The organism is Pseudoduganella plicata (assembly GCF_004421005.1).
GTDB lineage: Bacteria > Pseudomonadota > Gammaproteobacteria > Burkholderiales > Burkholderiaceae_D > Rugamonas > Rugamonas plicata.
In genome coordinates, this window is the sequence record NZ_CP038026.1 from 5,197,155 (window position 1) to 5,210,676 (window position 13,522).

Below are 13,522 nucleotides of genomic sequence, written 5' to 3' on the forward strand. Positions count from 1 at the left end.
TCCGCCGCGGTGGTGTTCGGGAGCCCGGATTGAACTTTTCGGACTCCTTTAACCTCTAACCCAGCTGAAGTCGCATGTTGCGAGCCTTGCTGGATAACATGGAAGTACATACCTAATATGGAAAGTTTCGCAGCCCTCTTCGAAGAGTCCCTGTCACGTCAAGACATGCGCTCCGGCGAAGTGATCTCCGCTGAAGTCGTGCGTCTGGATCACAACTTTGTGATCGTCAACGCCGGCCTGAAATCGGAAGCTTTCATCCCTGTTGAAGAATTCAAGAATGACCAGGGCGAACTGGAAGTCAAAGTTGGTGACTTCGTTTCCGTGGCCATCGAATCGCTGGAAAATGGTTTCGGCGATACCATCCTGTCGCGCGACAAGGCCAAGCGTCTGGCTTCGTGGCTGGCACTGGAAAAAGCAATGGAATCCGGCGAGATCGTCACCGGTACCGTCAATGGCAAAGTCAAGGGCGGCCTGACCGTTCTGACCAACGGCATCCGCGCATTCCTGCCGGGTTCGCTGGTCGACACCCGTCCGGTCAAGGACACGACCCCATTCGAAGGCAAGACCCTCGAATTCAAGGTTATCAAGCTGGACCGCAAGCGTAACAACGTCGTTCTGTCCCGCCGCGCCGTCATCGAAGCATCGATGGGCGAAGAGCGTCAGAAACTGATGGAAACGCTGAAGGAAGGCACGGTCGTGACCGGCGTCGTCAAGAACATCACCGACTACGGCGCGTTCGTGGATCTGGGCGGTATCGACGGCCTGCTGCACATCACCGACCTGGCATGGCGTCGCGTGCGTCACCCGTCGGAAGTGCTGACGGTTGGCCAGGAAATCACCGCGAAAGTGCTGAAGTACGATCAGGAAAAGAACCGTGTTTCGCTGGGCGTGAAGCAGCTGGGCGACGATCCTTGGACCGGTCTGTCCCGTCGTTACCCGCAAGGCACCCGTCTGTTCGGTAAAGTCACGAACCTGACCGACTACGGCGCGTTCGTGGAAGTCGAGCAGGGCATCGAAGGTCTGGTGCACGTGTCCGAGATGGACTGGACGAACAAGAACGTCGCTCCGAACAAAGTCGTGCAGCTGGGCGACGAAGTCGAAGTCATGGTCCTGGAAATCGACGAAGAACGTCGTCGTATCTCCCTGGGCATGAAGCAGTGCAAGGCCAACCCTTGGGACGACTTCGGTGTCACCCACAAGAAGGGCGACAAGGTCAAGGGCGCGATCAAGTCGATCACCGACTTCGGCGTGTTCATCGGCCTGGCCGGCAACATCGACGGCCTGGTACACCTGTCCGACCTGTCCTGGACCGAGCCTGGCGAAGAAGCCGTGCGCAAGTTCAAGAAGGGCGACGAGCTGGAAGCCATCGTTCTGGCCATCGACGTCGAGCGCGAGCGTGTCTCCCTGGGCGTGAAGCAGCTGGAAGGCGACCCGTTCAACAACTTCGCAGCCATGAACGACAAGGGCTCGCTGGTCACCGGTACCGTCAAGTCCGTTGAGCCAAAAGGCGCCGTCATCGCTCTGTCCGAAGAAGTCGAAGGCTACCTGCGCGCTTCCGAAATCTCCCGCGATCGCGTGGAAGATGCCGGTACGCACCTGAAGGTCGGCGACTCCGTCGAAGCCCTGGTCATCAACATCGACCGCAAGGCACGCAGCATTCAACTGTCCATCAAGGCCAAGGACAATGCTGAGACCGCCGAGCAGATGCAGAAGATGGCAACCGACAGCAGTGCAGCTTCCGGCACCACCAGCCTGGGCGCACTGCTGAAGGCCAAGTTCGACAACAAGAACTAAGCAAGCAATCCAGACGAACGCGAACCGCATATGACCAAGTCCGAACTGATCAATCGCCTGGCTGAACGCTATTCCCAGCTGGTGGCGAAGGACGCGGAGTATGCCGTCAAGACCATCCTCGATGCGATGACGGGCGCCCTGGCGAACGGCCAGCGCATCGAGATCCGGGGCTTTGGCAGCTTTGCGCTGAACAGCCGGCCGCCGCGCATCGGACGCAATCCGAAGTCCGGCGACAAGGTGATGGTGCCCGAAAAGCGGGTGCCCCACTTCAAGCCGGGCAAGCAGTTGCGCGAGCGGGTCGATGCGATGGTCGGGCAGCCGATCATCGAGGACTGAAAATCTCTGCGGTAACGTAAGTCGGGAGGGGCGGGCGCAAGCCTGCCCCTTTTTTTTGATGCGGAAAGCATGTAATGTCGGGGCTCCGGTATCCCTTCAAGCCTCCGGCTGCATGCGGCTGTTGCAACAGGATCTTTACGATGAAAATAATCTCCACCGTCGTTGGCGTAATACTGTTTATCCTGTTCTTTGGTTTTGCCCTGAAAAACACGCAGGAAGTCGACCTGCACCTGTTCCTCAATTACGAATTGCGCGGCCCCCTGGTGCTGATGCTGCTGGCGTTCTTCATCGCCGGCGCCGCCCTCGGCGTGCTTGCCCTCACTCCCACTGTCTTCCGCCACCGGCGCGAAGCAAACAAACAGAAGACCACGATCCAGTCGCTGCAGACGTCCGTGCTGCAGGTCAACCGCGCGCCGGACAACGTCAACGCGCAGCAGTGACGGCATCGCCGTCCTGCGATCCTCATCAAATAAGAAAATATGGAATTTGAACTCTGGTGGTTACTGGGTATCCCGGCATTCTTCGGCCTGGGATGGATTGCCGCGCGTGTCGATATCCGCCAGCTGGTGTCCGAATCGCGCACGCTGCCGCGCGGCTATTTCAAGGGCCTGAACCACCTGCTGAACGACCAGCCGGACAAGGCGATCGATTCGTTTGTCGAGATTGTCCGCGCGGACCCGGAGGCGGCCGAGATGCACTTCGCGCTGGGGAACCTGTTCCGCCGCCGCGGCGAGACGGAACGGGCGATCCGGGTCCACCAGAACCTGCTGTCGCGGCCCGACCTGCCCGCCGACGAACGGGCCCACGCCGAGTATGAGCTGGGCCAGGATTACCTGAAGGCGGGCCTCCTGGACCGGGCCGAGGAAACCTATACGCGCCTGCTGGAGACGTCCTACGCGGTGCAGGCGCGGCGCGCGCTGCTGGAGATCTTCCAGCGCGAAAAGGAGTGGGTGCGCGCCATCGAAGCAGCCATTGCACTGCAGGAGGCGGGTGCCGGCTCGCGCCAGCGCGAGATCGCGCAGTTCTATTGCGAGCTGGCGCAGGACGCGCTGGTGCACATGCATCCCGACGATGCGCTGCCGCTGCTGGAAAAGGCGCTGCACGCGGATCGCACCAGCGTGCGCGCCACGATCCTCGTGGGCGACGTGCAGGGGGCCAAGGGCGACACCGAAGGCGCGCTGGCGACGTGGCGCCGCGTGGAACAGCAAAGCGTGCCGCACGTGGCGCTTGTCGCGCAGCGCCTGATGGACGGCTACCGGAAAGTCGGCCGGCCGGAAGAAGGCGTCAGCCTGCTCAAATCGTACCTGCAGCAGGCGTCGTCGATCGACTTGCTGGAAGTCGTGTTCAAGGCCACGCTGGAGCTGGAAGGAGTGGACGCGGCCAAGCAGCTCGTCGGCGACGAACTGCGCCGTACGCCCACGCTGCTGGGCCTCGACAAATTCCTGGAGGCGCGCATGCTCGATGCGCCGCCCGCCGTGCTGGGCGAGCTGTCGCTGGTAAAGAACCTGGTGCATGGCTACACGCAGAAGCTGGCGCGCTACCAGTGCAGCCATTGCGGCTTCAAGGCCCGCCAGTTCTACTGGCATTGCCCCGGCTGCAGCCGCTGGGAGACGTATCCGCCGCGCCGGACCGAAGAACTGAATGTGATGAATTAAGCGCGGACGGCAGCGTGCCAGGGGTCGGTCCCCATCGGGAACGACCCCGGTTTTCAGCGCGCCGCCGCCGCAGAACAAGAGCGACCAATGTTGAACACATCTCCCGCAGCATTCCAGACCCCCGCCCTGCAAAACGTGCGCATCCTCGTCGTCGGCGACGTGATGCTGGACCGCTACTGGTTCGGCGACGTGGGCCGCATCTCACCGGAAGCGCCGGTACCGATCGTGCGCATCGAGCGCCGCGAAGCGCGCCTCGGCGGCGCCGCCAACGTGGCCCGCAACGCCGCCGCGCTGGGCGCGCACGCCGGCCTGCTGGGCGTCGTCGGGGCGGACGAAGCGGGCAGCGAAGTGGAGATGCTGCTGCAGGGCGGCGGCATCCACAGCTACCTGCGCCGCGACGAAGCCATCTCCACCATCATCAAGCTGCGCGTCATCGGGCGCCAGCAGCAGATGCTGCGCATCGACTTCGAGGAACCGCCCAGCGACATCGTCCTGCGCGACAAGCTGCTACAATACCGCGCGCTGCTGCCGGACTACGACGTCATCGTGCTGTCGGACTACGCCAAGGGCAGCCTCGTCAACGTGACGGACATGATCGCCGCCGCGCGCGCCGAGAACAAGGTCGTCATGGTCGATCCGAAGGGTGACGATTTCTCGCGCTATGCCGGCGCCACGGTGCTCACGCCGAACAAGGGCGAACTGAAACGCATCGTCGGCAGCTGGAACGGCGAGGAGCAGCTCACGAGCCGTGCGCAGAACCTGCGCAGGGAGCTCAAGCTCGATGCGCTGCTGCTGACCCGTTCCGAAGAGGGCATGACGTTGTACACCGATGCCGAACGTTTCCATATTCCCGCCGATGCGCGCGAAGTGTTCGACGTGTCCGGTGCCGGCGATACCGTCATTGCCACGATGGCCGCCATGCTGGGGGCGGGCGCGGGCTGGAACGACGCCGTGCAGACGGCCAACCGGGCCGGCGGCATCGTCGTCGGCAAGCTGGGCACGGCGACCGTGACGCGCGAGGAGCTGTTCGGCACATGACCTCGCACGTTTGAGGCGCCGCAAGGCGGGGATGGCGATGTGGACCAGCCGTCAACGCCTGCCATGACGGGACGTTACTGGAAGTCAGGGCGCACGCCCTCGTTCAATCACTCCCGGAGGACTTATGTTGAAAAAGATGCTGCTGGCAGTTGCCGCAATGGTTGTCGCGATGGGCATGGCGTTTGCCCAGGTCGACGTGAACAAGGCCGACCAGGCCGCGCTGGACACGGTCAAGGGCGTCGGCCCGGCCAAGTCGAAAGCCATCCTGGAAGAGCGCTCGAAGGGCGAGTTCAAGGACTGGGCGGACTTCCAGAAGCGCGTCAAGGGCATCGGCGGCAAGAACGCCGCCAAGCTGTCCGAAGCGGGACTGCAGGTGAACGGCAAGTCGCTGGAAGGCGCAGCCGCCAAGCCGGCCGACACCAAGGTTGCCGAGGCGAAGAAGGAGCCAGCGAAGAAGTAACGCTGTCACAAAGCCGAACGTCCGCAATGGACGATGCATTGGGGACTGGCTCCGGTTTCAGGGCGAACGCCCTGTGACCGGAGCCAGCCCGAGGTAAGGCCACCGATGTAAAGTCCTGACGTAAAGCCCCTGACGTAAAGTCCCCGACGTAAAGTCTCCAACGTCATCGCTCGCGCCACGCGGGCCGGAGACCCGACGGAGCAACCCTGCAAGGCGCCGGTTCCGAACGCCTGTGAGTGGACGCCGTTCCGGTCTTCTGTGGCGTGCACTGCACAACAGTGCTTGTGTTGACGCAAGGCAAATTCGTGTTATCAATAAATCTTTATCTATCGTAATTGCACGTGTATCCTCGTGGAATCACTTTTCGGGGAACGACGATGCGCACACGGATTACAACCATTGCGGCCACGGTCATGCTGACGGCGGCCGCCATCGCCCACGCGGGCAATGTCGGCATCAGCGCCGGCGATTACTATTCGCCCACGCTGGCCACGACGTTGACCGCGCAGGGCAATAGCGTCCATGCCGTCGGCTGGTATAACGACAACGTCTTGTCCACGTACGATGTGTACATCCAGGACGGCAGCTCCTTTGCCGACGCGGCCGCGCTCGACCGCTTCGTCTATCACGGCGGCACCCTGATCCAGCTGCCGTGGAGTTTCACGAACATCGCCTACACTGCCGACACGACGGTTTTCAGCCGCCGCCGCAGGGGCACGCTGGAGCAGCTCAATCCGGGCATCGACGTCATCGCGCCAGACGACTGGCTGCTGGCCGGTGTGACGTTGCCCGAGGCGGGCACACAAACGATCGGCCGTGAGATCGGCAACCGGTTCGCGGACGGCGCCACGCCCGTGCTGGAATGGGAAGACGGCACCGCGCTGCTGGGCTACCGCCGCTATGGAGCCGGGCTCGTGGTCGGGTTCGACGTACACCTCGTCACGGCGGACGCCTCGCCCCTGTCGGCCGACTGGTCGAACCGGATCATCGGTAACGCGATCAGCCCCGTTCCGGAGCTGTCCACGTGGGCCATGCTGGCGACCGGCGCGACGATGCTGCTGCTGCGCCGGCGCCGCCCGGACTGACTTACCTCGCCGCCGGCAGGTTGGCGAGAAAGGCGTGGATCTGCGACACCACCTGCGCGCCTTCGCCGACACCGGCCGCGACCCGCTTCGTCGAGCCGGCGCGTACGTCGCCGATGGCGAACACGCCGGGCACGCTCGTCTCCAGTGCGGCGCGCTCGGGCTGGTCCGGCGGATAGATGCCGTTCTCGAAGTTGGCGCGGCACTGCGCCTTCGTCACGTCGTGGCCCGTGCGGATAAAGCCCTGGGGATCGACGTCGACGCCGCAGTCGCCCAGCCAGTCGGTGTTCGGGTCGGCGCCGATGAACAGGAACACGCGGCAGACGTCGCGCAGCTTTTCCGTTCCCGCCGCGTTATTGCGCAGCATGACCTGCTTCAGGCCTTCCTCGTCGCCTTCCAGCGCCACGATTTCCGTGTGCGTGTGCAGCTCGATATTCGGCGTGGCCCGGATACGGTCGATCAGGTATGTCGACATCGTCGCCTTCAACCCTTCGCCGCGCACGACCATGTGCACCTTTTTCGCATGTCCGGACAGGAACACCGCCGCCTGGCCGGCCGAATTGCCGCCGCCGACGAGGATCACCTCCTCGGTGCGGCACAGGTTTGCCTCAATGCGCGACGCCCAGTAATAGATGCCGCGGCCTTCGAACTGCTTGATGTTGGCCAGCGAGGGCCGGCGGTAGCGCGCGCCGCATGACAGCACGACGGTGCGTCCCTGGACGCAGGTGCCGTCGGCCAGCTGCACCCGCAGCGGGTACGTGTCGCAGAGAAGCCGCGCCGCCGCGGCGGGAATGGCCACCTCGACGCCGAACTTCTGCGCCTGCACGTAGGCCCGCCCCGCTAGCGCGCCGCCGGAAATCCCCGTGGGGAACCCCAGGTAGTTTTCGATGCGCGCGCTGGCCGCAGCCTGGCCGCCGTACGCACGCTGTTCCAGAGCCAGCACGGACAGGCCTTCCGACCCCGCGTACACGGACGTCGCCAGGCCGGCCGGTCCGGCGCCCACGACGATGACGTCCCACACTTTCGACTCGTCCAGCTCGGGCAGCATGCCCAGGCAGCGGCCCACGTCGGCGTTGCTCGGGTTGCGTTTGACGCTGCCGTCCGGGCAGACGACGAGCGGCCAGTCGTCGGGCGTCGGCTGGTAGTAGTCGCACAGCGAGCGGGCCTGCGCGTCTTCCTTCGGGTCCAGCAGCGTATGCGGATAACCGTTACCGGTCAGGAAGCTCTGCAGCTGGAACAGCCGCGGGTGGCCCGGCGGACCCACCAGCACGGGGCCGCCCGATCCGACTTCAATCAGGTTCACGCGGCGCAGGATCAGCGCGCGCACAATGCGCTCGCCCAGCTCCGCCTCGGCGATGACGAGCGCGCGCAGGTTCTCGGCCGATATCACCAGCGCTTCCACGTCGCCGACCGCCGTCGCATTCACCAGCGAAGGGCGGCCAGCCAGCTGCGACACTTCGGCCGTGAACTCGCCCGGTCCGTGCTCCGTGATGAAGGCGGAGTTGCCCAGGCCATCGTACCGGTTGATGGCGATGCGGCCGGACAGCACAACGACCATGCCGAACGTTGTATGACCCGCCTCCAGGATGCGCACGCCGTTGTGATAGGTGCGCACGCTGCCGAAGCGGTGCAGGCGCCGTACCTCCTGCTCGGTCAGGCGCGGGAAAATCTGGTGGCGGCGCGATTCGATCGTGGCGCCGATGGCGGGCACCTCGTCTTCCTTGCTTGCCTCGGGCACGAATTGGGTTGGGGTCAGCGTCATGTTGGCCATTGCGGGTCCTGCGGGTCGGTTGATGTGGCGATGCAACCAGTCTAACCGAACGTGCGCACGGCTTGGGCGAATCGGTCCAATGCTATCCCGTTCGGAGGAAGGGCACGCGGCGGGAACCGTCCCCGCTGCGGTATCGCGTGCCACGCGGCGGCGAATACGCTATCCTCGTGGCAGCCAAACAAGGCGCGGAGACAATAAAAAGGAGAAGGGAATGGCGGGTCTGGTAATCAGGGGAGTGCGCAAGCGGTTCGGCGAGCAGGCCATCCTGCACGGGATCGATCTCGATATCGCCGACGGCGAGTTCGTCGTGTTCGTTGGGCCATCCGGCTGTGGCAAGTCCACCTTGCTGCGCACGATCTGCGGGCTGGAGGAGGCGGATGCGGGCACCATCGGGATCGGTGGCCGCGACATGACGAACGTGGCACCCGCGCAGCGCGGCATCGCCATGGTCTTCCAGAGCTACGCCCTGTATCCGCACATGACCGTCTACGACAATATGGCGTTCGGCCTGAAGCTGGCCGGCACGCCGGCGGACCAGATCCGCGAAAAGGTGACGGCAGCCGCCGCCAGCCTGCGCATCGAAGCGCTGCTGCAGCGTAAGCCGAAAGAGCTCTCCGGCGGCCAGCGCCAGCGGGTGGCCATCGGACGCGCCATCGTGCGCCACCCCGAGGTGTTCCTGTTCGACGAGCCGCTGTCGAACCTCGACGCGGCGCTGCGCGTGCAGATGCGCATCGAGCTGAAAAACCTGCACCGCAGCCTGAAAAGCACGATGATCTACGTGACGCACGATCAGGTCGAGGCGATGACGCTGGCCGACCGCATCGTCGTGCTGCGCGGCGGGAAGGTCGAGCAGGTAGGCGCGCCGCTGGAGCTCTATAACCGGCCCGGCAACCTGTTCGTTGCCGGATTTATGGGTTCTCCAGCGATGAACTTCGTCAAGGGCACCGTGCGCGCCGGCCGGGTCGACGCGGCCGGCACGCAGCTGGCGGTCGCCGATGTCAAAGGCCTTCCCGACGGCGCGGCCGTCACGCTGGGCCTGCGCGCCGAGCACGTGGTGCTGGGCCAGGACGACGCCGCCGGCGGCATCCCGGCGCAGGTGCAGGCCACGGAGCTGCTGGGCGACTTCAGCTACGTCTACCTGCAGCCGGAAGGGGGCGGCGACCAGATCGTCGCCCGCGCCGATGCGGACATCGATTGGCAGCCGGGCCAGCGCGCCATCCTGCGCGCCGACGCCGGTCGTTGGCATGTCTTCGACGAGACGGGCGCGGCGCACCGGCCCAATCGCTGAGTGCGTGTCCCGCCGCGGTGCCTGGCACCGGGATGGGACACGAGTTCGACAGTGGGCGGGCACTCGTACTGCGGCTACAATGTTTCGATGACTACTCCGATCATCCGCCCGGCCAGCGAGGCCGACTTAAGCGCCTTCTTTCCTTATCTCGCCGACCAGCTGAGCGATAACGGCCAGCATGGCAACCCGCTGTTCCAGCCGATGTCGCGAAGCCAGCGCGGCGTACCGCCCGGCCGTATCGAGACTTTTACGCGTGGCGTGGCGACGCCGCTAACGCAACCTGGCTGGCGGCGGCTGTGGCTGGCGCTTGACGGCGACGACATCCATGGCCACATCGATTTGCGGGCGCGGCCCGAACCGGAAGCGGCGCACCGGTGCTTCCTTGGCATGGGCGTCCACCGCGATGCGCGCCGCCTTGGCTTGGGCATGGCGCTGCTCGAAATGGCGATCGACTGGGCCACGGCCAATCCGGCGCTGGACTGGATCGACCTGGAAGTGCTGAGTGTGAACGCGCCGGCGCGCGCACTGTACCGCAAACGAGGTTTTATCCAGACTGGCGAGATCGTCGACCTCCTGCGCATCGATGGCGAGCGGCATGGGTATGTCTCGATGAGCTTGCCGTTACGGTGGACGCTGTAGGCCGGCTCAGCGGGTAGCGTGGTTACTGTCGTTACGGTCGCGCCATCGCCATCGCCAACGTTCGCCCAGCACCAGCAGCCCTGTCACGAGCAGCAACCGATCTTGCCCCCGTCAAACGCGCTGCGGGCAGCTTCCGGCATGTAAGGGACTGGCCACGGCAGGCTCCGGGGCAAAGGCGGCCCAAGCGGCGCAGCCTGACTCGGATTAGAATGGTTGTTTTGGTGAAGAAAAAAGCTGATCGCATGACCTACAAGACCATCGCCGACACGATCGGCAACACACCGCTGGTGCAACTGGTTCGCATCCCGGGTGCGGAGGCCGCCGCGCGCAACAATATCATCCTGGGCAAGCTGGAAGGCGACAACCCGGCGGGTTCCGTCAAGGACCGCGCCGCGATGTCGATGCTGCGCCGCGCCGAGGAGCGGGGCGACATCAAGCCGGGCGACACGCTGATCGAGGCCACCAGCGGCAACACGGGTATTGCGCTGGCGATGGCCGCGGCCATCCGCGGCTACAGGATGGTGCTCCTGATGCCGGAAAATCTGTCCGAAGAACGTCGCCAGAGCATGGCCGCGTACGGCGCGCAGATCGTGCTGACGCCGAAAACCGGCGGCATGGAATACGCGCGCGACTTGGCCGAGCAGATGCAGAAGGACGGCAAGGGCATCATCCTCGACCAGTTTGCCAACGGCGACAATCCGCGCGCGCACTACGAGTCGACCGGTCCCGAAATCTGGCGCGACACCGACGGCCGCGTCACGCACTTCGTCAGCGCGATGGGCACGACGGGCACCATCATGGGGGTGTCGCAATACCTGAAGGAGCGCAACGAGGCCATCCGCATCATCGGCGCGCAGCCGGAAGAGGGCTCGTCGATCCCCGGCATCCGCAAGTGGCCGGAAGCATACCTGCCGAAGATCTTCGACAAGGCGCGGGTCGACCAGATCGAATACGTGTCGCAGGGAGCGGCGGAACGGATGGCGCGCCGGCTGGCGGCCGAGGAAGGCATCTTCTGCGGCATCTCCGCGGCGGGCGCCTGCGAAATCGCGTTGCGCATTTCGCAGACGGTAGAAAACGCGACAATCGTTTTCATCGTCTGCGACCGCGGCGATCGTTACTTGTCGACGGGGGTCTTTCCCGCCTGAGGCGCCCAAGCACATGAGGATCGGCGCCCCAGCCTGGCGCCTGTCCTGACGTTTGGTTGGCGGGTCGCACAGCCGGTCGGCACCGCATGCCAGGCCCCGACATTTTCAGCAGCCAGCCGCGGTGCGATCGACAGCCGCAGGCGCCTGGCACGGACGTCCACGACGTCGAACAGTGCCCCGTAAACGAAAACAGCCGGCATTGGCCGGCAGTCTGGTACTAATCCCGAACAAAACGCGTCACGCGCGTCCTCGCCCGGTGGGGGAGGACGCTGGCGCAACCGCGGCATCAGCCGTTGTTGTTGCTGGTGCTGCTTTGTGGCGTTTCGCCTTCTTTCGGCTTGAACTGCTTGTCGCTGATACGGAACTTGTTGCGGCGGTCGCCCATCAGGTAGCGCAGGTCGCGGATCGACAGATCGCTGACCTCGTGCATACGGATCAGCAGCGAGGCGCCCACCGGCAGGCGGTGGTGGCGGATCTTGCTGATGACCGGCGGCGCCACTTCCAGAGCGCGCGACAGGGCCGCATCGTTCTTCAGGCGCAGGTTCTCGATCAGCGTGTCCAGCAGGCGATTAGGGTTGTACTGCAGCAGGTCGTCGCCTTCCGAATCGTTGTTCATATCAATTCCGACTTGGTTTGTCATGATACGTCTGTTCCTTCTGTAAAGTTGTTCTGCAAAGTGAAACACTCGGAGCTCAAGCTGCGCTTCAGGACCACGAACCCGCTGTACGCCGAGGGCACACAACGCTGTCCGAGATCCCTATGTTCTCCCTTCACTGAGGAACGATACGCGGATTCCGGGATAACAAGGTTTCATAATATATACACAATTGTACAACATTCCGCAATATTTTACCCAAGAGCAATAGAAAATTTACCATCTTTCTGCTTGCCGTTGTCCTATCGCAACAATGTGTGAGAATTCTACCTGAATTTTTGTGGTAGATAAACGCACATCAGCGAGCGCGGCTTTGTCATTCGTACAATCTTAAGTGTAATATAAAACTTACCACTGTTGCTGCACTAAATGCAACAGTATCACAAGTTTCCCACATACATTACATTCTTGCAAGCAATAATGCAGTAATCTTTACAATATCTTGCAAACAAGACCAATGTCGGAAGGCTACGACCCCGTACGCGTGGTGCGGACGGCCCGGCCCAGTTCGACAACGGACATCGCGTAGAAATAGCTGCGGTTGTACTGTGTGATGGCGAAGAAGTTGTTACTTGCGACCCAATATTCAGTCGGCTCCGAGCCGTTCTGAAGATCCACCAGCCCATACAACATGTCTGGTGGCAAAGACGAAGTGGTGACGACGCCGGCCGCCGTCAAGTCTTCCGGGCGCACTTTCGCTTCCAGTCCGAGGTTCAGGTACTGCTCCCACGCGCGGCTGGGCGACACGGTGGCGTGATGGACAATGGGCCCGGCCTGGTCGCGTTTCCAGCCGTGACCGACAAGGAACGCGGCCACGCTGCCGATTGCATCCGCAGCCGAATTGCGCAGATCGACGCGGCCGTCGCCGTCGAAATCGACGCCATACTTCACAATGTTGCTAGGCATAAACTGCGGCATGCCGACGGCGCCTGCAAACGAGCCCTGCAGCGACAGGGGGGCAATACCCGTCTGGCGCGCGTACAGCAGCGTCGATTCCAGTTCGCTGCGGAAGAACGCCATGCGCGCATCGCGGTTTGGCGCCATGGGGTAGGCAAAGGCCAGCGTCGTCAGGGTATCGACTACGCGGAAGCGGCCCGTGTCGCGGCCATAAATCGTCTCCACGCCGATAATGCCGACAAGGATCTCCGCCGGCACGCCGTATAGCGCCTCGGCGCGTGCCAGCGTGTCCGCGTTGTCGTTCCAGAAGCGCACGCCTGCGTTGATGCGGATGGGTTCGATGAAGCGGCTGCTGTACACGGTCCAGTTCTTCGGCTTGCCAGGCGGTGCCGGCTTGACCAGCTGCACGACCGAATCGAGGAAGCGCACGTTCGACAGCAGCGAGCCCAGCTCGCCACGGGTGAAGCCGTGTTTGTCGACCATGTCGTCAACGAAACCCTGCACTTCCTTCCACTGGCCAAAATTGACGAATTCGCCCGTGTAGTAATCGCTCACAGGCGCGACGACGGGCTTCCTGACCTTGGCGGCTTTCGACTTCTTCGTCTGCTGCGGAGCGGCCAGCACCTCGGGCGGGCACAGGCTCGTCGCGGCCACGAGAGCGGCAAGCAGCAGGGTGGTCAGGGGTTTGGTACGGGATTTGACATGGGGCTTGATGCCGGACTTGATACAGGAGGATGGCTTGGCGGATTTCATCAGGGCTTA

The 13,522-nt window shown here is 63.5% G+C and carries 13 protein-coding genes; 10 read left to right on the forward strand and 3 right to left on the reverse strand.

The genetic code is table 11. The annotated features are described in order from the left end of the window. The first annotated feature begins 117 nt into the window (after positions 1–117). From rpsA to E1742_RS22990, 7 genes are all read left to right on the forward strand, one after another. Positions 118–1,794, forward strand: a complete 1,677-nt coding sequence (gene rpsA / locus E1742_RS22960) for a 30S ribosomal protein S1 (protein WP_134387410.1) — start codon at positions 118–120, stop codon at positions 1,792–1,794. Between the two features lie 30 nt (positions 1,795–1,824). Further along, positions 1,825–2,130, forward strand: a complete 306-nt coding sequence (locus tag E1742_RS22965) for an integration host factor subunit beta (protein ID WP_134387411.1) — start codon at positions 1,825–1,827, stop codon at positions 2,128–2,130. Between the two features lie 140 nt (positions 2,131–2,270). Then, positions 2,271–2,570 carry a LapA family protein gene (locus E1742_RS22970; RefSeq protein WP_134387412.1) on the forward strand — a complete coding sequence of 100 codons (300 nt, stop codon included), beginning with the start codon at positions 2,271–2,273 and terminating at the stop codon, positions 2,568–2,570. Positions 2,571–2,609: 39 nt separating this feature from the next. Further along, a complete protein-coding gene (gene lapB, locus E1742_RS22975) occupies positions 2,610–3,785 on the forward strand; it encodes a lipopolysaccharide assembly protein LapB (protein WP_134387413.1) in 1,176 nt (391 codons plus the stop codon). An 87-nt stretch (positions 3,786–3,872) separates the two neighbouring features. Continuing rightward, positions 3,873–4,823, forward strand: a complete 951-nt coding sequence (gene rfaE1 / locus E1742_RS22980) for a D-glycero-beta-D-manno-heptose-7-phosphate kinase (protein WP_134387414.1) — start codon at positions 3,873–3,875, stop codon at positions 4,821–4,823. A 124-nt stretch (positions 4,824–4,947) separates the two neighbouring features. Next, complete coding sequence (locus E1742_RS22985; RefSeq protein ID WP_134387415.1) at positions 4,948–5,283, forward strand: ComEA family DNA-binding protein; 336 nt, start codon at positions 4,948–4,950, stop codon at positions 5,281–5,283. A gap of 377 nt (positions 5,284–5,660) precedes the next feature. Then, positions 5,661–6,368, forward strand: coding sequence for a PEP-CTERM sorting domain-containing protein (locus tag E1742_RS22990; protein WP_134387416.1), 708 nt, complete (start codon positions 5,661–5,663; stop codon positions 6,366–6,368). A gap of 1 nt (position 6,369) precedes the next feature. Here the strand turns inward: E1742_RS22990 and E1742_RS22995 are convergent, their stop codons facing one another. Further along, positions 6,370–8,136, reverse strand: a complete 1,767-nt coding sequence (locus E1742_RS22995; protein WP_134387417.1) for an FAD-dependent oxidoreductase — start codon at positions 8,134–8,136, stop codon at positions 6,370–6,372. A gap of 211 nt (positions 8,137–8,347) precedes the next feature. Here E1742_RS22995 and E1742_RS23000 point away from each other — a divergent pair, with 211 nt between their 5' ends. The 3 genes from E1742_RS23000 (at position 8,348) to cysM (ending at position 11,208) form a co-directional block, all read left to right on the forward strand. Next, a complete protein-coding gene (locus E1742_RS23000) occupies positions 8,348–9,424 on the forward strand; it encodes an ABC transporter ATP-binding protein (RefSeq protein WP_134387418.1) in 1,077 nt (358 codons plus the stop codon). A gap of 87 nt (positions 9,425–9,511) precedes the next feature. Further along, positions 9,512–10,063 carry a GNAT family N-acetyltransferase gene (locus tag E1742_RS23005; protein ID WP_134387419.1) on the forward strand — a complete coding sequence of 184 codons (552 nt, stop codon included), beginning with the start codon at positions 9,512–9,514 and terminating at the stop codon, positions 10,061–10,063. A gap of 242 nt (positions 10,064–10,305) precedes the next feature. Continuing rightward, the gene (gene cysM / locus E1742_RS23010; protein ID WP_134387420.1) at positions 10,306–11,208 is read left to right on the forward strand and encodes a cysteine synthase CysM; all 903 of its coding nucleotides are present in this window, start codon (positions 10,306–10,308) and stop codon (positions 11,206–11,208) included. Between the two features lie 286 nt (positions 11,209–11,494). Here the strand turns inward: cysM and E1742_RS23015 are convergent, their stop codons facing one another. Further along, positions 11,495–11,824 carry a hypothetical protein gene (locus E1742_RS23015; protein WP_229466259.1) on the reverse strand — a complete coding sequence of 110 codons (330 nt, stop codon included), beginning with the start codon at positions 11,822–11,824 and terminating at the stop codon, positions 11,495–11,497. Between the two features lie 507 nt (positions 11,825–12,331). Further along, complete coding sequence (gene mltB, locus E1742_RS23020) at positions 12,332–13,513, reverse strand: lytic murein transglycosylase B (RefSeq protein WP_134387422.1); 1,182 nt, start codon at positions 13,511–13,513, stop codon at positions 12,332–12,334. Between the last annotated feature and the right edge of the window lie 9 nt (positions 13,514–13,522).

Coding starts and splice junctions, on each gene's coding strand:
- E1742_RS22970 (WP_134387412.1), top strand. CDS start 2,271: ATGAAAATAATCTCCACCGTCGTTGGCGTAATACTGTTTATCCTGTTC.
- E1742_RS22990 (WP_134387416.1), top strand. CDS start 5,661: ATGCGCACACGGATTACAACCATTGCGGCCACGGTCATGCTGACGGCG.
- E1742_RS22995 (WP_134387417.1), bottom strand. CDS start 8,136: ATGGCCAACATGACGCTGACCCCAACCCAATTCGTGCCCGAGGCAAGC.
- E1742_RS23000 (WP_134387418.1), top strand. CDS start 8,348: ATGGCGGGTCTGGTAATCAGGGGAGTGCGCAAGCGGTTCGGCGAGCAG.
- E1742_RS22985 (WP_134387415.1), top strand. CDS start 4,948: ATGTTGAAAAAGATGCTGCTGGCAGTTGCCGCAATGGTTGTCGCGATG.
- rpsA (WP_134387410.1), top strand. CDS start 118: ATGGAAAGTTTCGCAGCCCTCTTCGAAGAGTCCCTGTCACGTCAAGAC.
- cysM (WP_134387420.1), top strand. CDS start 10,306: ATGACCTACAAGACCATCGCCGACACGATCGGCAACACACCGCTGGTG.
- E1742_RS23015 (WP_229466259.1), bottom strand. CDS start 11,824: ATGAACAACGATTCGGAAGGCGACGACCTGCTGCAGTACAACCCTAAT.
- lapB (WP_134387413.1), top strand. CDS start 2,610: ATGGAATTTGAACTCTGGTGGTTACTGGGTATCCCGGCATTCTTCGGC.
- mltB (WP_134387422.1), bottom strand. CDS start 13,513: ATGAAATCCGCCAAGCCATCCTCCTGTATCAAGTCCGGCATCAAGCCC.
- E1742_RS22965 (WP_134387411.1), top strand. CDS start 1,825: ATGACCAAGTCCGAACTGATCAATCGCCTGGCTGAACGCTATTCCCAG.
- E1742_RS23005 (WP_134387419.1), top strand. CDS start 9,512: ATGACTACTCCGATCATCCGCCCGGCCAGCGAGGCCGACTTAAGCGCC.
- rfaE1 (WP_134387414.1), top strand. CDS start 3,873: ATGTTGAACACATCTCCCGCAGCATTCCAGACCCCCGCCCTGCAAAAC.